This window comes from Paraburkholderia fungorum (assembly GCF_003610895.1).
GTDB classification, from domain to species: domain Bacteria; phylum Pseudomonadota; class Gammaproteobacteria; order Burkholderiales; family Burkholderiaceae; genus Paraburkholderia; species Paraburkholderia fungorum_B.
On record NZ_MCAS01000012.1, the window covers coordinates 146431 to 164207 of the forward strand.

18 protein-coding genes are annotated in these 17777 nt (G+C 63.3%); 12 read left to right on the top strand and 6 right to left on the bottom strand.

What is annotated here, in order from left to right:
- Positions 1-96: 96 nt before the first annotated feature.
- The 8 genes from BCY88_RS13410 (at position 97) to BCY88_RS13445 (ending at position 6699) form a co-directional block, all read left to right on the top strand.
- Positions 97-993 carry a glutamate/aspartate ABC transporter substrate-binding protein gene (locus BCY88_RS13410; RefSeq protein WP_120344712.1) on the top strand — a complete coding sequence of 299 codons (897 nt, stop codon included), beginning with the start codon at positions 97-99 and terminating at the stop codon, positions 991-993.
- 63 nt (positions 994-1056) lie between these two features.
- Positions 1057-1821: an SDR family oxidoreductase gene (locus BCY88_RS13415; RefSeq protein ID WP_120344713.1), complete on the top strand. Its 765-nt coding sequence runs from the start codon at positions 1057-1059 to the stop codon at positions 1819-1821.
- Positions 1822-1983: 162 nt separating this feature from the next.
- A complete protein-coding gene (locus tag BCY88_RS13420; RefSeq protein ID WP_120344714.1) occupies positions 1984-2232 on the top strand; it encodes an oxidoreductase-like domain-containing protein in 249 nt (82 codons plus the stop codon).
- 50 nt (positions 2233-2282) lie between these two features.
- Positions 2283-3152: an NAD-dependent protein deacetylase gene (locus BCY88_RS13425; RefSeq protein WP_120344715.1), complete on the top strand. Its 870-nt coding sequence runs from the start codon at positions 2283-2285 to the stop codon at positions 3150-3152.
- 134 nt (positions 3153-3286) lie between these two features.
- Positions 3287-3892, top strand: coding sequence for a pyridoxamine 5'-phosphate oxidase family protein (locus BCY88_RS13430; RefSeq protein ID WP_120344716.1), 606 nt, complete (start codon positions 3287-3289; stop codon positions 3890-3892).
- Between the two features lie 12 nt (positions 3893-3904).
- The gene (locus BCY88_RS13435) at positions 3905-4555 is read left to right on the top strand and encodes a DUF938 domain-containing protein (protein ID WP_120344717.1); all 651 of its coding nucleotides are present in this window, start codon (positions 3905-3907) and stop codon (positions 4553-4555) included.
- Between the two features lie 152 nt (positions 4556-4707).
- Positions 4708-6117: an NADP-dependent phosphogluconate dehydrogenase gene (gene gndA / locus BCY88_RS13440; RefSeq protein WP_120344718.1), complete on the top strand. Its 1410-nt coding sequence runs from the start codon at positions 4708-4710 to the stop codon at positions 6115-6117.
- Positions 6118-6381: 264 nt separating this feature from the next.
- Positions 6382-6699 carry a DUF4148 domain-containing protein gene (locus BCY88_RS13445; RefSeq protein ID WP_120344719.1) on the top strand — a complete coding sequence of 106 codons (318 nt, stop codon included), beginning with the start codon at positions 6382-6384 and terminating at the stop codon, positions 6697-6699.
- Positions 6700-6847: 148 nt separating this feature from the next.
- Here BCY88_RS13445 and BCY88_RS13450 read toward each other — a convergent pair whose 3' ends face one another.
- Complete coding sequence (locus BCY88_RS13450; RefSeq protein ID WP_120344720.1) at positions 6848-7618, bottom strand: DUF2968 domain-containing protein; 771 nt, start codon at positions 7616-7618, stop codon at positions 6848-6850.
- 168 nt (positions 7619-7786) lie between these two features.
- Positions 7787-8107 carry a hypothetical protein gene (locus BCY88_RS13455; RefSeq protein WP_028198298.1) on the bottom strand — a complete coding sequence of 107 codons (321 nt, stop codon included), beginning with the start codon at positions 8105-8107 and terminating at the stop codon, positions 7787-7789.
- A 271-nt stretch (positions 8108-8378) separates the two neighbouring features.
- On the opposite strand from BCY88_RS13455, the gene BCY88_RS13460 reads away from it, so the two are divergent.
- The 3 genes from BCY88_RS13460 (at position 8379) to ltaE (ending at position 10791) form a co-directional block, all read left to right on the top strand.
- Complete coding sequence (locus tag BCY88_RS13460; RefSeq protein WP_120344721.1) at positions 8379-8690, top strand: cupin domain-containing protein; 312 nt, start codon at positions 8379-8381, stop codon at positions 8688-8690.
- Positions 8691-8827: 137 nt separating this feature from the next.
- Positions 8828-9592, top strand: a complete 765-nt coding sequence (locus tag BCY88_RS13465; protein WP_120344722.1) for a peptidoglycan DD-metalloendopeptidase family protein — start codon at positions 8828-8830, stop codon at positions 9590-9592.
- Between the two features lie 191 nt (positions 9593-9783).
- Entirely contained in the window at positions 9784-10791 is a 1008-nt protein-coding gene (gene ltaE, locus BCY88_RS13470; protein WP_120344723.1) for a low-specificity L-threonine aldolase, read from the top strand.
- Between the two features lie 59 nt (positions 10792-10850).
- On the opposite strand, the gene BCY88_RS13475 is transcribed toward ltaE, so the two are convergent.
- Positions 10851-12218 carry an MFS transporter gene (locus BCY88_RS13475; protein WP_183081374.1) on the bottom strand — a complete coding sequence of 456 codons (1368 nt, stop codon included), beginning with the start codon at positions 12216-12218 and terminating at the stop codon, positions 10851-10853.
- A gap of 737 nt (positions 12219-12955) precedes the next feature.
- Between BCY88_RS13475 and BCY88_RS13480 the strand changes: the two genes are divergently transcribed.
- Positions 12956-15409 carry a glycogen/starch/alpha-glucan phosphorylase gene (locus tag BCY88_RS13480; RefSeq protein WP_120345004.1) on the top strand — a complete coding sequence of 818 codons (2454 nt, stop codon included), beginning with the start codon at positions 12956-12958 and terminating at the stop codon, positions 15407-15409.
- Positions 15410-15505: 96 nt separating this feature from the next.
- Here BCY88_RS13480 and BCY88_RS13485 read toward each other — a convergent pair whose 3' ends face one another.
- From BCY88_RS13485 to BCY88_RS13495, 3 genes are all read right to left on the bottom strand, one after another.
- Positions 15506-16621 carry a hypothetical protein gene (locus tag BCY88_RS13485; RefSeq protein ID WP_120344725.1) on the bottom strand — a complete coding sequence of 372 codons (1116 nt, stop codon included), beginning with the start codon at positions 16619-16621 and terminating at the stop codon, positions 15506-15508.
- A 264-nt stretch (positions 16622-16885) separates the two neighbouring features.
- Positions 16886-17236 (bottom strand): hypothetical protein, encoded by a 351-nt coding sequence (locus BCY88_RS13490; protein WP_120344726.1) that lies wholly within the window; start codon positions 17234-17236, stop codon positions 16886-16888.
- A 144-nt stretch (positions 17237-17380) separates the two neighbouring features.
- Positions 17381-17770, bottom strand: coding sequence for a DUF6232 family protein (locus tag BCY88_RS13495; RefSeq protein ID WP_120344727.1), 390 nt, complete (start codon positions 17768-17770; stop codon positions 17381-17383).
- Positions 17771-17777 lie beyond the last annotated feature (7 nt).

Below are 17777 nucleotides of genomic sequence, written 5' to 3' on the forward strand. Positions count from 1 at the left end.
GTTCATCTCTGGTTCACCCGCTATTCACCCGCCTCACGACAAGGCAAACGCATCTAACTACTACGCGCCACTTCGGCACACATGAAAGGAGACGTCATGAAACTCGCAACAGCACTGACTTCGATCGCCATCGCCTCGACGCTGACCAGCGCCGCATACGCCGAAGAGCCGAGCGCCACGCTGAAAAAGATCCGCGAAACCGGCGTGATTTCACTCGGCGTACGTGAATCGTCTGTGCCGTTTTCCTACTATGACGAACAGCAGCAGGTGATTGGCTACTCGCAGGCGATCGCGTTGAAGATCGTCGATGAGGTGAAAAAAGAACTGAACCTGCCGAACCTGAAAGTGAAGGAAGTGCCGATCACGTCGCAAAACCGGATTCCACTGGTGCAGAACGGCACCATCGACATTGAATGCGGTTCGACCACCCACACCAAAGATCGTGACAATCAGGCCGCGTTTTCGAACAGTTTCTTTCAGTACGGCGTGCGCATGATCGTGAAGAAGAGCTCGGGCGTAAAGGACTTTTCCGATCTCGCCGGCAAGACCGTGGTGACGACGGCAGGCACGTCCGAAGAACGCCTGCTGCGGCAGATGAACAGCGAGAAGGGCATGAACATGCGCCTGATCAGCGCGAAAGATCACGCGGAATCGTTCCTCAACGTGAAGACGGGCCGTGCCGTCGCATTTGTGATGGACGATCCGCTGTTGTATGGTGCTAAAGCCAAAGAGGCGGATGCGAACGACTATCTGATCACCGGCACCTCGCCGATGTCCGAAGTGTATGGCTGCATGTTCCGCAAGGAAGACCCGGGCTTCAAGAAGCTCGCCGACGGTGTGATTGCGCGGCTGCAAACCTCGGGCGAAGCGGCCACGATGTATCAGAAGTGGTTCATGCAATCGATTCCGCCGAAGGGCATCAACCTGAACTATCCGCTTTCGGCGGATATGAAGTCGCTGTTCGCGAACCCGAACGACCGCGCGCTGGATTGATCGACGGCGTGGCCTTGTCAGACGTGTCGTGTGCAGCCAGTCTGTGAAACGAGGAGATGCGTGGTGACAGGAACGGAAATCAGGAAAGTGGCGCTGGTAACGGGCGCGGGCAGCGGCATCGGCCGGGCCTGTGCGCTCAGGCTGCTGGAACATGGCTATAGCGTCGTACTTGCCGGGCGCCGCCAGGCGCCGCTCGACGCCGTGCTCGAAGAAGCGCGGCAGCGCGGCGGCGACGCGCTCGCCGTAGCCTGCGACGTGACGGATGCCGGCAGCGTCGCCGCGCTGTTCGACACGATCCGCGCGTGGCGAGGCCGGCTTGATGTGCTGTTCAATAACGCGGGCCGCAACGGCTCGCCGGTGGACATCGACGAACTCGATATCGACGAATGGCGCTCGGTGGTCGACACCAATCTTACCGGCGTATTTCTCTGCACGCGCGCGGCCTTCGGTCTGATGAAAACGCAGACGCCGCGAGGCGGGCGCATCATCAACAATGGCTCGATTTCCGCGCATGCGCCGCGGCCGAACAGCATTGCCTATACCGCGACCAAGCACGCGATTACCGGCATCACGAAAGCGGTTTCGCTCGACGGCCGCAAGTACGACATCGTGTGCGGGCAGATCGACATCGGCAATGCCGCCACCGAGATGGCCGAGCGGATGGCGCGCGGCGTGCCGCAGGCGAACGGCGAAATCGCGGTCGAGCCGTTGATGGACGTGCAGCACGTCGCCGACGCGGTGCTGCATATGGCGGAGTTGCCGTTGTCGGCGAATGTGCAATTCATGACCATCATGGCGAGCAAGATGCCGTTCGTCGGCAGGGGCTGAGCGGGCGGCGCGACGTTCGCGGTGTTCACGGCGCGAGCAGCATGGCGGGGCGGTCTGGCGGCGTGGCTTGACAACACGCGTTCAGGTCGAACCGCCGCCGCGCGCCGTGCGGGAGATCAACTTATACTGAGCGCTTCCCGCCTTTCGAAAGAGCGATTCGCCGTGCCCCGAGCCACACCCAAGGACGACCCGCAGCCGGTGCCGCCCGTGCAGCCCGACCTCGACGATTGTTGTCATAGCGGCTGCAATCCGTGTGTCTTCGATCTCTACGATGAAGCGCTCGAGCGCTATCAATCCGCGCTCGCCGAATGGCAAACGCGGCAAACGGGGCAAACGCGCCAGGCACCGCAGGCGCCCTCGACAATGCGAACAGCGCGTGAGCGGCCGGGCAAGCCGCGCACGCGCCGCTGAGCGCTGTTTCAGGTTCTACACTCAGGCCGCAGCCACACCCCATCCCCGTCATGACCGATCTTCAGTCCGCGCACATCGAACCTTTCACCGAATCGCACACGCTGGACGACCTGCATATGTTCGTGCAGCGCTATCCGCGTCTGTTCGTGCTGACCGGCGCGGGCATCAGCACCGACTCCGGCATTCCGGGCTATCGCGACGACAACGGCGCGTGGAAGCGTTCGCCGCCCATCACGCTGCAGGAATTTCTCGGCACGGCCGCGATGCGCCAGCGCTACTGGGCACGTAGCATGGTCGGCTGGCCGGTGGTGGCGGACGCGCAGCCCAATGCCGCGCATACCGCATTGGCCCGGCTCGAGGCGGCAGGCCACGTGCCGACGCTCGTCACGCAGAACGTCGACGGCCTGCATCAGCGGGCGGGTAGCCGCGAGGTGATCGAACTGCACGGCGGCATTGACGGTGTGACATGTCTGGACTGCGGGATGCAGCACTCGCGCGCGTCGATCCAGCAGACGCTCGAAGCCGACAATCCCGCGCTGCTGAACGTGACTGCCGAAACCGCTGCCGATGGCGACGCACATCTGGAGTGGCACGATATCGAATCTTTCCGCGTTCCGGCGTGCACGAACTGCGGCGGTTTGCTGAAACCGGCGGTGGTGTTCTTCGGCGAAAGCGTGCCGCGCGAGCGTGTCGAAGCGGCTTCGCATGCGCTCGATGCGGCGGACGCCGTGCTGGTGGTCGGCTCGTCGCTGATGGTTTATTCGGGCTACCGCTTTTGCGTGTGGGCGCAGAAGCAGGGCAAGCCGATCGTTGCGATCAATCTGGGGCGCACACGTGCCGATCCTTTGCTGTCGCTGAAAATCATCGCGCCCTGTGCCGACACGCTGACCGCGCTCGCGGGCCGTCTGGCGCTGGACTGAACGCGCGGCCGCGTCTGCTCGGTTCTCGGCCATGTTGGCCGCCCGAATCGCGCGGTCCGCGTAAATCGCCGATAATCTCGATCCCACGCAGCGCCGCCTTCACAAAGAACAACCGCCACACAAAAGGAACGCCGATGTTGACGACGATCGAACAGCTCGAAGCAATCTACGGTCAGCCCCACGAGCGCGCCGTGAAGAAAGAGATTCCCTACGTCAACGAAGACTATCGCGCGTTCATCGAGATCGCGCCCTTCGTCGTGCTCGCCACCGCCGGTCCCGAAGGCCTCGACTGTTCACCGCGCGGCGACGCGCCGGGCTTCGTGCGCGTAATCGACGAACGCACGCTCGCGCTGCCGGACCGCCTCGGCAACAATCGCATCGACAGTCTGCGCAATATCATCGTCGAGCCGCATCTGGCGCTGCTGTTCATCATTCCGGGCGTTGGCGAAAGTTTGCGCGTGAACGGCCGCGGCCGCATTTCCAACGATCCGGAATTGCTGGACAGTTTCGCCGTCGAGGGTAAAAAGCCGCGCACCGTTTTGCTGATCGACGTCGACGCGGTGTATTTTCATTGCTCGAAGGCGCTGGTGCGCTCGAAACTGTGGGATCCGGCGCATCATGTCGAACGCTCGCGTCTGCCGAGTGCGGGCGAGATCCATCGGCGCATCAACGGCATGCAGTTCGATGCGGTGACCTATGACCGTGAATTTGCCGAACGCATCCGCACGACGCTGTATTGAAAGAAAGTGAATATGACTGATTCCCATCCGGCGTTGCGGCAACGCTCGCCGTCCGCCGAACGCAACCGCGAACCGATTCTTGCCGCATTGCGCGAGGTGCTGCCCGCCACGGGCCGTGTGCTGGAAATCGCGAGCGGCACGGGCCAGCACGCTGTCTGTTTCGCCGGTGCGTTGCCCGGCCTCGACTGGCAACCGAGCGATCTCGACGCGGATGCGCGTGCTTCGATTGCGGCGTGGATCGCGCACGAAGGGCTGGCGAACGTGCGCGCACCGCTCGCCCTCGACGTGCATCAGGCGGATTGGGGCGTTGGCGCGCAGACCCGTTTCGACGCCGTGATCTGTATCAACATGATTCACATCTCGCCGTGGAGCGCGACGCAAGCGCTGTTCGACGGCGCGAGCCGCCGCCTGGCCGAGGGCGGTGTACTGTATCTGTACGGACCTTACAAACGCGGCGGCGCGCACACCTCACCGAGCAACGAGGCGTTCGATCAGCAGTTGCGCAGCCGCGACCCGGCGTGGGGCGTGCGCGAGATGGAGGCCGTGGTAGCGTTAGGCGCATCGGTTGGGCTGGTCTGCGACGAGCCGCTCGCGATGCCGGCCAACAATTTCAGTCTGGTGTTCAGGAAACGCCTGGACGCGGCGCCGCACAAAGTATCGTGAGGCTCGCCTGCAGTGGAAACCCCGTTCGTCGAATGCCGATGAGCGCCAGCGAGCGGTAAGCCGGCATTTCTTTTATCCTTTCACCCTCGACGTCCCGCCGACGTTCATTCCGGCGTGGCGTCTCGACATTCATTGGACTCTGGAGAATTCACATGGGCAAACAGGCAATCGGCGTGGTGGGGCTGGCGGTCATGGGCCGCAATCTGGCGCTCAACATCGAAAGCCGCGGCCACGCGGTGTCGGTGTACAACCGTAGCCGCGAAAAAACCGACGAACTCATCGCCGAATATCCGGACAAGAAGCTGGTGCCGGCCTTCACGCTGGAAGAATTCGTGGAGTCGCTGGAAAAACCGCGCCGTATTCTGCTGATGGTCAAGGCGGGTGAGCCGACCGACGCCACGATCGCTTCGCTCAAGCCGCTGCTGGACAAGGGCGACATCCTGATCGACGGCGGCAATACACACTTCACCGACACCATCCGCCGCAATCAGGAACTGGCGAAAGCCGGCCTGCATTTCATCGGCACGGGCGTGTCGGGCGGTGAAGAGGGCGCACTGAAAGGCCCGTCGATCATGCCGGGCGGCCAGCGCGACGCCTACGATCTCGTCGCCCCGATCCTCACTGAGATCGCCGCCAAGGCGCCGGACGGCGAGCCGTGCGTGGCCTACATGGGACCGGACGGCGCGGGCCACTTCGTGAAAATGGTGCACAACGGCATCGAATACGGCGACATGCAACTGATCGCCGAGAGTTACGCGGTGCTCAAGCAGGTGGTCGGCCTGTCGAACGAAGAGTTGGGCAAGGTCTACACCGAATGGAATCAGGGCGAACTCGATAGCTATCTGATCGAGATCACCTCGAAGATTTTCGGCAAGAAAGACGAGGAAACCGGCAAGGACCTGGTCGACGTGATCCTCGATCGCGCAGCGCAAAAGGGCACGGGCAAGTGGACCAGCCAGAACGCGCTCGATCTCGGCGCACCGCTGCCGCTGATTACGGAAGCCGTGTTCGCACGTGTGCTGTCGTCGTTGAAGACCCAGCGCGTAGCCGCGAGCAAGGTGCTGGAAGGGCCGGCAGCGAAGCCGCTTGCCGCCGAGCGTGACGCTTTCATCGAGTCGGTGCGCCGCGCGCTCTACTTCAGCAAGGTGATTTCGTACGCGCAGGGCTTCGCGCAATTGCGGGCAGCCTCGGAAGAGTACAAGTGGGATCTGGACTATGGCGAAATCGCGAAGATTTTCCGCGCCGGCTGTATCATCCGCGCCCGCTTCCTGCAGAAGATCACGGACGCTTATACGAAAGACAAGGCGATCGCCAATCTGCTGCTCGATCCGTACTTCCGCGACATCGCGAAGAGCTATCAGTCGGCATTGCGCGAAGTCGTGATTGCCGCCATCAATGCGGGTGTGCCGGTACCGGCATTTGCATCGGCCGTGGCGTATTTCGATGCGTACCGGTCGGAACGCCTGCCGGCGAACCTGGTGCAGGCACAGCGCGATTTCTTCGGCGCGCATACGTTCGAGCGTATCGACAAGCCGGGCAGCTTCCACGCGAACTGGAACTGAGCGTTTGAATCACGGCCCGGCGTGCGCTTGAGGTAAGGCGCGCCGGGCTGTGCAGCCGATTGAAATCGGCATGGACAATTGTTGCTGAAAGCTATCAGACAGATAGTATGACGATACCCCAAGCCGTCTACTGTTGCCGAAATCGAAATAGAGTTTCGTCGTTTTAGGGGTTTCCCCTAGATGCTGACGCTCCTAAACTTCTACTTAAGCGCTACGGACAACAAGCCCAAAGCGCATTAACTACAAGTTCTGGAGGTTTACATCATGAAGACCCTTATCTCTGCAGTTGTCGTCGCCGCCGCTCTGGTTGCTCCTGTCGCTTCGTTTGCTCAATCGAACCAGCCGCTCACGCGCGCTGACGTCCGCAGCCAACTGGTGCAACTCGAAAAGGCCGGTTACAACCCGATCGGCGACCATGTCGACTACCCGGCTAACCTGCAAGCCGCACAAGCACGTGTCGACGCGCAGAACGGCACCGCTCAAGCCGTGAACAGCGGTTACGGCGCACCGATGGCAGGCACCTCGCAAGCCGGCCGTCCGGTGAGCGGCAACGACCGTAACTCGGTCTACTTCGGTAACTAAATCGCGCTGAAGCTGATGGAAATGCCGCCACGCTGATTGGCGGCGAGTAATGAAAAAAGAACGCCGCCCGGAATTGCCGGGCGGCGTTTTGTCGTTTACGGCGCTGTTTCGCCGTTAGTTCAATTCCGTCTCAATCTCACCGCACGCATCAACGGTTCGGCAAATGCGGAATCCCTTCGCTGCTGGTCAGATTGAGCTGGTGAATCTGCCGATGTGCCTTGTTCAGATGAGCCTGCGCGGCCACGCGCTGCGCTTCAAGTTGCGACACCTCCTTGCGCACCTGATGCTGCCGGTTCGACACCGTCTGTTCCTGTGCGCTGCGCCGTTGCAGATCCGTGCGCAGCCGTTCGGCCTGCGCCTCGGAGCGGGCGATCATGCGCGCCAGCTGTTCGTTTTGCGCCTCGAGCTGGGCGCGGCGCGTTTCGCCGTCCGAAAGCCGCGTGGCCTGTTCCTCGAAGTGGTGGAAGGTGGCTTCCGCGGCTTCGAGGTCGGCGGCTTTGAGCGCGCGCCACAGCGAGCCGTCCTGATACAGCGCGACGTAGTACGTCAACTCCTTGGCGTGAAACAGCAGGCTCACCGAATAGGCGAAGCTGCGAAATACGCGGAACGGCGTCAGCGCTTCTTCTTCCGCCAGCCATTCGATTTCGGCGGTGTCGGCCATCTGCACGCCGCGCGCGCTGACTTGCGAAGGCACTACCGGCACCGGTCGTAACGTCGTCACCGGCCGCGCCGGCTCGGAGGCCGGGCTGGATGCGGGCGTCCCGCCGGCATCGACGGCTGGCGTGACGCCGGCCGCCGCGGCCAGTGCCGCTTCCTCGCTGTCGTCGGGTGATACGGAATCAGCGGGGTTCTCTCGCGAGACCTGTACGAGATGCGATGGGCCTGCCAGCACGCTACGGCGGTTCAGGAGACTTTTCACGGCGGTTCCTCCGGTTGACTCGCCTGAAACCTTCAGATGGCGCCGACGATCCGGCATGCCGGGCAATCTGGCGGTTCGGGCGGTGAGCGAAAAGTGGCGGACCGGCGGCGCCTCGCGATGAGCACCGGGGTGCGCGGCAGTGCGGACGTCCCGTCCGCGAGCGCAGCTTTAATGCAGGGTGCGATGCCGACGGCCGATTTCGTCGAACAACGCGCGGCTGGGTTCCAGTGCCAGCAACCAGGATTCGTCGTAACCGCTCAGATTGTCGAGCGCCTCGCGCAGCCGTTCGATTGCCAGAGCCGGAATCTCGACGCTGGCTTCGACGCCGCTCGACAATCCCGCAATGCTGGCCAGCTGGACCAGCGCGTCGGCGGCTTCGGCCACGTCTGCTGCGAAAACCAGATGCGTGTTCAGCAACTCGACCAAACCGGGCGACGCCGCAATATCGTCGACGTTGAGTTGCACGGCCAGAAACGTGGCTTTGTTCATCCCCAACTCCTCGCAGATTTCAGGCGTTTTGCTTACAGCGCGTGGCGGCAGCATGAGTGAGTATAGGCGAGGGCTGAAAGGATTCAATAATCACACTAATGCGCCCGGCGGCCCGCGTACCGGCGGCCGTGCCTGCCGCAACACCTATAATGGGGCCAGTCGCAGCACACGGCCCTGATGGGCCGGACGCTCCGGTATGCGGCACGGATAACGCGCCCATAACGTACCGATAACGTACCGATAACGCCTGCTTCTCAACCCGCTAGCCACCATGAAGATCATTCGCAGCAGGAGCTTCACCGCGACGCGTCCCTGGGGCGCGCTCGATATCGCCAATATGCGCGGCATCACGACGCGCCTGCATTGGACCGATCAGCCGTACAAGTGGCATGTCAACGACGGCGAGGAGGTGTTCGCCGTGCTCGACGGCCGCGTGGAGATGCGCTATCGCGAGGGTGGTGTGGAGCAGTCGGCGATTCTGGAAACGGGCGATGTGTTCTACGCGTCGGTGGGCACCGAACATGTCGCGCATCCAATCGGCGTGGCGCGCATTCTGGTGGTCGAGGCCGAGGGCAGCGTCTGACGGGACCTTGCCCCGGGCCGCTGCTGAAGGCTTGGCCGGCGCGCACGGCGGCATAATGGATACGCTCGCGCTGCGCGGTACGGCAAATGCTTGGGGCTGATTGAATCCGATTGAATCAACGTGTCGAGGAAAATCACATGACAGGACAATGGCAATTCACGGCGACCCGGTTGCTGATCGCGGCGACACTCGGCGTGATGATCAGCGGCTGTACGAGCATGCCGTGGGAAAGCACGCCGTTCTACAGCAGCACGCCGTCCCGGCCGACCACGCTTGCCACGGTCCCGGTGCCGGCCGGTTACTACCGCGTCAATCCGGGTGACTCGCTGGCGGGCATTGCGTCGGCATACGGCCGCAAGCCGCAGGAAATTGCCTCCTGGAACGGCCTTGCCTGGAATTCGCCCGTCAATCCGGGACAGGTGCTAAGGGTGGCTCCGCCGATGGCGTCGGGTAGTGTGGTGACACCGCCGGTCAACGTCGCCGGTCAGAATGGTCCGGCCGCGACGCCCGGTGCGCCGGACGTCGCGCAGCAAGGCGTGCTGCTGTGGCCCTTGCGTGGCCCTGTGCTGAAGACTTTCGCGCCGGGCAAGTCGAACGGTATTGTGATCGGCGGCCATCCGGGCGATCCGGTCAAGGCGGCCGCGACCGGCCGGGTGGTGTACGCGGGCACGGGGATCGAAGCGTACGGTCCGCTCATCATCATCAAGCACGACGACTCGCTGATTACCGCCTACGGACAGAACAGCACGCTGCTGGTCAAGGAAGGCGACGCGGTCGCGCAAGGGCAAACCATCGGCGAAGTCGGCGTGGATAGCCGGGGCGTGGCGTCGATCCAGTTCGAAGTGCGCCATAACGGCCAGCCGGTCGATCCGCTGGCATGGCTGCCGAAGTCGGGCGGGTAGGCGGTTTTTTAGCGCGGTTCTCAGCACCGCGTTAATTGAATAAACTGTGTGGCTCAACGGTCGGAGCCGCGGCCACTGTTCATCGCAGCAGATAAGGCAGATGGGCAGAGCGGGCGGCGCGCGGGCCGGCCATCGCAAGCTGTGACAGGCATGTCATGCCTTGCACAAACCAGGGACACACAAGGCTCACCATGATCGATTTGCGCAGCGACACCGTAACCCGTCCGACCCCGGCCATGCTCGCGGCGATGTCGGCCGCCGAAGTGGGCGACGACGTCTGGGGCGACGACCCTACCGTGCTGCGTCTGCAGGCAACGCTTGCCGAGCGCACCGGCAAGGAAGCCGGTCTGTTCTTCCCAAGCGGCACGCAAAGCAATCTGGCGGCGTTGATGGCGCATTGCGCGCGCGGCGACGAGTACATCGTCGGGCAGTTGGCGCACACCTATAAGTACGAAGGCGGCGGCGCGGCGGTGCTGGGCAGCATCCAGCCGCAGCCGCTCGAGAATGCCGCGGACGGGTCGATTCCGCTCGAGAAAATCGCCGCCGCGATCAAGCCGATCGACAACCACTTCGCACGCACGCGGCTACTGGCGCTGGAAAACACCATCGGCGGCAAGGTGTTGCCGGCCGGTTACGTCGCTGAAGCGGTGCAGTTGGCGCGGCAGCGCGGCTTGTCGGCTCACCTCGACGGCGCACGGGTGTACAACGCGGCGGTCGCATCGGGCAAGCCGGTCGCGGCGCTGTGCGAACCGTTCGATTCGGTCTCGATCTGTTTTTCCAAAGGGCTGGGCGCGCCGGTCGGCTCGGTGCTGGTCGGCAGCCAGGCGCTGATCGACGTGGCGCATCGCTGGCGCAAGGTGCTGGGCGGCGGGATGCGTCAGGCCGGTGTGCTGGCGGCGGCTTGTCTGTACGCGCTGGATCACAACGTCGAGCGTCTCGCCGACGATCACGCGAACGCCGCGCATCTGGCGGCCGGTCTGGAAGCGATCGACCACGTGAAGGTCCAGTCGATCGCGACCAACATGGTGTTCGCGCAGTTTCCGCAGCAGGATTGCGCGCCGCTCGAGACGTGGCTCAAGGAGCGCGGCATCCTCACGCAGATGCTCTATGCGTCGCGCTTCGTCACGCATAAGGACGTGTCGCGCGCGGATATCGATACGTTTATCGCCGCGGTGAAGGGATATTTCGCCGCGCGCTGATCGATCGGTCAGGTAGGTGAAAAACGGGCGCACTTGCTACAGCAGTGCGCCCGTTCTGTTTATTTCGCCGATGCCGTTGCGTGCACGCCCGCGCGATGTGACGGCGCGAACAGCCGCAGTCCGCTCGCGAGGCTCGCCGCGCCGGCGAAAAAAGCGCCGGTGCTGAGCGCGAGTGTCGGTCCATGCCGGCCGGCGATGCCGAAGCTCAGCGCGACCAGCGCGGCGCCGGTGGTTTGCCCGAGCAGCCGGGCCGTCGCGACGATGCCGCTTGCGCCACCGCTGCGCTCCGGCGGCGCGCTCGCCATCAATGCCTTCAGGTTCGGCGACTGAAAGAAGCCGAAACCCGCACCACAAATCGCCATGCGGATGCCGATGTCGAGCACGTGCGGATGCACCGGCAGCAACGCCAGCGAGGCCATTCCCGCCGACATCACCGCAAGGCCGATCGCGCCGAGCAAGCCGGGCGGATAGCGGTCGGAGAGACTGCCCGCCAGCGGCGCGGCCAATGCCACCACTACGGGCCACGGGGTCATCAGAAAACCGGTCTCGACCTGGCTGCGATGCAGCACATCCTCGAAATAGAACGGTAGCGACACGAACGCCAGCCCTTGCGCGGCGAACGAACACACCGCGGTCACCGCCGACAACGCAAACACGGGCCGCCTGAACAGATCGACCGGCAGCATTGGTGCGGGGTGGCCGGCTTCACGGCGAATCAGCAGCACGCCGAACACCACGGCGATCGCGGCCGCGCTCAGCACCAGTTGCGTCGAGGCGCGCTGGGCCGCTTCGCCGAGCGCGAAGATCAGCGCGGCGAAGGTGATCACGTTGAGGAGCGCCGCGATCGGATCGAAATTGTGTTTGCCGCGCTCGGTGTGCGGCAGCGCCGGCCACGCGAAGGTGAGCGCGAGCAGGCCGAGCGGCACGTTGACCGCGAACAGCCACGGCCATGCGGCAACGGACAGAATCAGCGACGCCACCGTCGGTCCGACCGCGAACGACACGCCGACGATCAGGGCATTGGTGCCGAGGCCTCGTCCGAGCCGGTGCGGGGGATATAAATAGCGGATCAGCGCCGTATTCACGCTCATGATCGCGCTCGCGCCGAGACCTTGCAGCACGCGCGCGGCGGCCAGCATCGGCAGCGTCTCGGCGAGCGAGCACGCGAGCGACGCTAACGTGAACAGCGCAATGCCGCCGATATAAATCCTGCGATGCCCGACGATGTCGCCGAGCGCGGCGAGCGGCAGCAGGGTCGCGACCATCGCGAGCTGATAGGCGTTGATGATCCACACCGACGCCGCGGGCGCGGCGTGCAGATCCGCGGCGATGGCGGGCAGGGCGGTGTTGGCGATCGCGGTATCGAGCGTGGCGAGCGCGACGGCGAGCATGATCGCGGCCATCGCGCGGCGGTTGGCGGCGCTCATCGGGCCGTCCGCGGGAAGGGTCTGGTCGAGTGTCGCGCCAGGGGCGGTGCTGGGTTTGTCGGACAAGGCGTGGCTCGTCGGGTTAGGCATGCGGCAGCGGCGGGCGCCTCAGAGGGACGGCGCGGCACGTAGGCGGCAGGGTTGCGTGGCGTGAAGCGCGCAGGGGCCAGGTCCAGCGGTCCGGGCGGCTCGCGCGGCGAATGAGTGATTGTTACAGAGACTCGGAAATCGTGCTGGGAGCCCGGCGGGGTGGGGCGCCTGGTCGAGAGTTGGTAACGCAACTAACGGTCAATTTCGCATCGCGCCTTCGAACTCGCGCGGCGCTCTCGTTGTCACATACCACTTCATATAATCGTTCAGCAGACGGGGCGCACCGATTTGATCACGCATTGACCCCGTCAACGCATTCATCGGCCGGTCACAGGTGGAAAAAAATAATCATGCACGCCCTTCCCATGCGGACGGCTTTTATCGTCACCATTGTTTGCCTGTTTTGCGGGCCGATGCACGCCCGCAGTGCTGCGCACAGGCCGTCTGCACCGCGCGCGTGCGCAAAATCCGTGAAGCGCCGCGTTCCGGTGGGCATGGCATGTGCGTGAGCCTGCGCTCGCGTTCGCCGATGTCCGCGAGCCGTAAAATGTCGTACTCTGTTTGTTAACCCGCCTGACCGGCACGCGCCTCCCGTCCGTCATCTATGCGGTTCGCGTATGTCGCGTCGTTTTTTCCCGGAGGCTTCGATGACAGCCGTCGATCTGGAATTCGACCAGCTCAACAGTACCGTCGACGCGCTACGGCGCTCAATTTCCAATCGCATGATGTACGGCGTCGGCAAGGACGCCGTCACCGCTCACCCCCATGACTGGCTGCACGCCGCCGCACTCGCCGTGCGCGACCGGCTGGTCGCGCGCTGGATGAAGACCACGCGCCTGCAGTATGAGCAGGACGTCAAGCGCGTCTACTACCTGTCGATGGAATTCCTGATTGGCCGCACGTTTACGAACGCGTTGCTCGCGCTCGGCATTCACGATCAGATGAAGGAAGCGCTCGCGAGTCTCGGCGTCGACATGGAGATGCTGGTCAATATCGAGCCGGACGCGGCGCTCGGCAACGGCGGCCTCGGGCGCCTCGCTGCGTGTTTTCTCGATTCGATGGCGACGCTCGGCATTCCGGGTTTCGGTTACGGTATTCGGTACGAATACGGCATGTTCCGCCAGGAGATCGTCAACGGCGAGCAGGTGGAGGCGCCGGACTACTGGCTGCGTGCGGGCAATCCGTGGGAGTTTCCGCGGCCCGAGATCAAGTACATGGTGCACTTTGGCGGGCGCACGGTGCAGCGCGGCGAGCATGTCGAGTGGATCGACACCGAGCATGTGAATGCCACGGCCTACGACACGGTGATTCCCGGTTACGCGACCAGTGCGACGAACACGCTGCGCCTGTGGTCCGCGCGCGCCACCGAAGAGCTCGACCTGGGGGCGTTCAATCGCGGCGACTATCGCAACGCGGTCGATACCAAGAACATGTCCGAGAACGTGTCGCGGCTGCTCTACCCGGATGATTCGACCTCGGCTGGCCGCGAGTTGCGGCTTCGTCAGGAATACTTCTTTGTTTCGGCGACGATGCAGGATCTGATTCGCCGCTATCAGCGTACGCACAGCACGTTTGGGCGCTTCGCCGAGAAGGTCGCGGTGCATCTGAACGACACGCACCCGGTGCTGGCGATTCCGGAGTTGATGCGTTTGCTGGTGGATGTGCATCACCAGCCATGGGACAAGGCCTGGCAGCACGTCACCAAAATATTCTCGTACACGAACCACACCCTGATGCCTGAAGCGCTCGAAACGTGGGACGTCGAGATGCTCGCGCGGCTGTTGCCGCGGCATCTGGAGATCATCTTCGAGATCAATGCGGGATTTCTCAAACATGTCAGCGAGCAATCGGGACATGACGGCGAAATGATCCGCCGCATTTCGCTGGTCGACGAATATGGCCAGCGGCGTGTGCGCATGGCGTATCTGGCGATCGTCGCGAGCCACAAGGTGAACGGCGTATCCAAGCTGCACTCGCAACTGATGACGCGCGATATCTTTGCCGACTTCGCGCGCATCTATCCCGACCGGTTTACCAACGTCACCAACGGCATCACACCGCGGCGCTGGCTGGCGCAGGCGAGTCCGTCGCTGTCGTCGCTGATCGATCAGCAGATCGGCAAGCAGTGGCGCAGCAACCTGTTCGAGCTGGAACAATTGCGCGCGTTGCGCGACGACAGCGCGTTCATCGACGCCTTTCATGAAGCGAAGCGGCAGAACAAACTGCGGCTTGTGCAGCGGCTCGCGCAACACACGAAACTGCACTTCGATCCCGAGGCGTTGTTCGACCTTCAGGTCAAACGCATTCACGAATACAAGCGGCAGTTGCTGAACGTGCTGCACGTGATCGTGCGCTATAACCAGATTCGTGCGAATCCTGAGCGAGATTGGGTGCCGCGTGTCGTGATGTTCGCGGGCAAGGCCGCCTCCGCGTATCGCATGGCGAAGACGATCATCAAGCTGATCGGCGACGTCAGCGAGAAGGTCAATCACGATCCGTTGATCGGCGATCGCCTCAAGGTGGTGTTCGTGCCGAACTATGGCGTGAGTGTGGCTGAGCTGATCATTCCGGCGGCCGATCTGTCGGAGCAGATTTCGACGGCCGGTACCGAGGCATCGGGCACCGGCAACATGAAACTCGCGCTGAACGGCGCATTGACGATCGGCACGATGGACGGCGCCAACATCGAAATCTGCGACGCGGTGGGGCGCGAAAATATCTTTATCTTCGGCCATACCGCAGACGAAGTGGACAGCCTGCGCGCCACGGGTTACCGGCCGCGGCAACTGTACGAGGAGAATCCGGAACTGCGCATGGCCCTCGACCAGATTCGCACGGGCTTCTTCTCGCCGGACGATCCGCTGCGCTTCCTGGACATCTTCCACACGCTGGTGGATTGGGGCGATCACTATATGGTGCTGGCCGATTTCGCCGCGTTTGCGCAAGCGCAGGACGAGGTGGATGCGCGTTTCGTGGACAAGCGCGCGTGGACCGCGAGCGCGATCGAGAACGTGGCGGGCATGGGGCAGTTTTCGTCGGATCGCACCATCGGCGAATATGCGCGCGACATCTGGCACGTGAATTCGCTCAACATGGCGTGACGCAGGCGCGGTTTTGACGCTGGCTCAAACGCGCGCTCAAATAAGAAAAGGCCGTGCGAATTGTTTCGCACGGCCTTTTTTATCGATTGATGAGTATCACGGGGCGAATCGTTCGCTCTCCTGTGTGGCGTGCAAACCGAACTGCGCGCGCGGGAAATCGAACAGCACGTCGATGTTCTGCATCGCCATCAGGCCGACCACGATGCGGTTTGCTTCCGGCTTCGCCTTGACGATCGTGACTTGGGCTTTCTCGTAACGGTGCACCCATGAACCCGTGCCGATAGCCGTCTCATAGTTGCCTTGGTCGAGCACGTTGCCGACGTCGCCGTCGCCGGTCCAGTTAGGCGCCTTGTCCGTTTCGATCCGGATCATGCCCGTGCTGCCGGTGGCGAACACCAGCGGCGCGCAGAAAGTCATCTTGTCGCCCACATTCACGCAGCCTCGCGGCCATTGCGCCGTGCCGTCTTTCGCCACCACCATCGGCACCATCGTGTAGTCCTTCGTTATGGCGCTCGAAGGGCTCAACACCATGTACGGCTTCGCGAAGTTCGAATGCACGAGATATCGTTGGCCGATGTTGCCTGGCAACGCGCGCAATGGTTGGGTGCAACAGCTATCGTCCGGTTGCGCAGCCCCGGCCCCCACGATGCCCGAAAACGCCCAGCCGAATTCACCACTGTAGCCGTCCATCCCAACGCACTTCCGGGCGTTCGGCAGGCAGCGCACGACGTCGACCGCTTGTGCGGCGATCGGCGTCGGCGTGGTGCCGGCCACGCTGAACGGCACTTTGACGGCCGAGCCGAGAATCTCCACGCCATTCGGGAATGACAATGACGTCATGCCGCCGGCGCTTGCATAGTTCGAACCGGGCAACACCGACTTCAACACCCGCGTGCCTTGCGTTCCCGTATCGAGCGCCATGTAGACCGGCTTGCCGTCGAGCTGGACCGGCAGACCGAGACGTGCGTGATCTTCATCCGCACGTTCCACGTGCAGCGGAATCAGCAAACCGTCGTTGCCGCCGTTGATCAGCGACGCCTGCGGGGCCGGCGGCGCGGGGGTGGGGAAGGTGACGGCGCAGCCGGTCAGTGCGGCGAGCGCACCGGCCGCGAGCAGCGCCGCTGCGGCCGAACGACCAGATTGAAGACGAAAACGAAGACGAAAACGAGGACCGGCATGCCGGCGCACGGCATCGAGAGACGACAGGAACATAGGATCACGCTTTGCAAAAAGGCGGGTCCCAGGCGAAGGCGATGCATGGTGAGCTGCGGGTTGAACAACTCGAACAGCACTGGCGGCAATCTCACTGGATTGCCGCAGCGTGAGCGGGGAAAACCGGGACGCTTGCGGGGGCCTGCGGGAGGGAACACGCGATAACAGGAGCGGCGACTCTACACGGGCGCCCGCGGGCAATTGCAAAGATGTGTAAAGATCCGGGGGCGGCTGGCAAGTCCCCCGTGCAAACGTTGATCTATGTCAATAGATGCGCGGGCGGCGGATCACGGTGGCTTGTGCGCGGCCAAGCGTGGCGCGATCGAGAGTGGCTGTCAGCAGCCCGATCACGTCGTCGAGCGAGCGTGAGGTGACTTCGACACGAAAAGTCACGCGCTCGTGCTGCTGATCGACGGTAACGACGTAGAGACGCAGATCGTCGCCGAGAGCCGCATGCAACGCGCGCCGTCCGCTTGCCGACGAAGTGCCGGGCACGATGACGTCGATGATGACGAGCGGGACGACGATATGCGTGCGACGGGGTGTGCGTGATTCGCGCGGTGCCCCTGCACGAAGTGCGGAGATTTCAGACGTTGCTACGGACGTGAGCATCATGATTGCGCCGATCCGGCGAGGCGGCGCGCGTTGTTGACACCCGACCACTCTAGCGGCGCGCGCCTCAACGACGCGCAAAAGCTGCCGCGTCGAGAATCAAAATCGTGTTAACGCGGCGCATGGCGTTTTGCGCGCCGCCGCCACTCAGGCCTTGGGCGCCGCGGCGGTTGTCTGCGCCTCATGCACGGCCGCGGCGACGCGCTCGACGAACTCGCGGTCGGTGCTCATGAGCGCCTCGCGCAAGCCGTTCCCGGTCTGCACCATCAGCCGGTGCGTGATGTCCTGAGTCGCCCACGTGAGCCAGCCGACGACGATCAGCATCGTGCCGCACACCATGCCGACGGGGGAGCGCAATATCCCGCCGACAATCGCGCCGACGAGTCCGAGCAGGGAGATCGTGTACGGCAGGACTTTGTTCTTCTGTACGGTGACGACCTGTACGTCGACGATGTCGCGCAACGGAAAGACCTGGCCGGCCGACGAAAGGGCGTTACGCGTGACCGACACGCCGCGGTCATTGAAAGGGGTATCCATCGGGTCT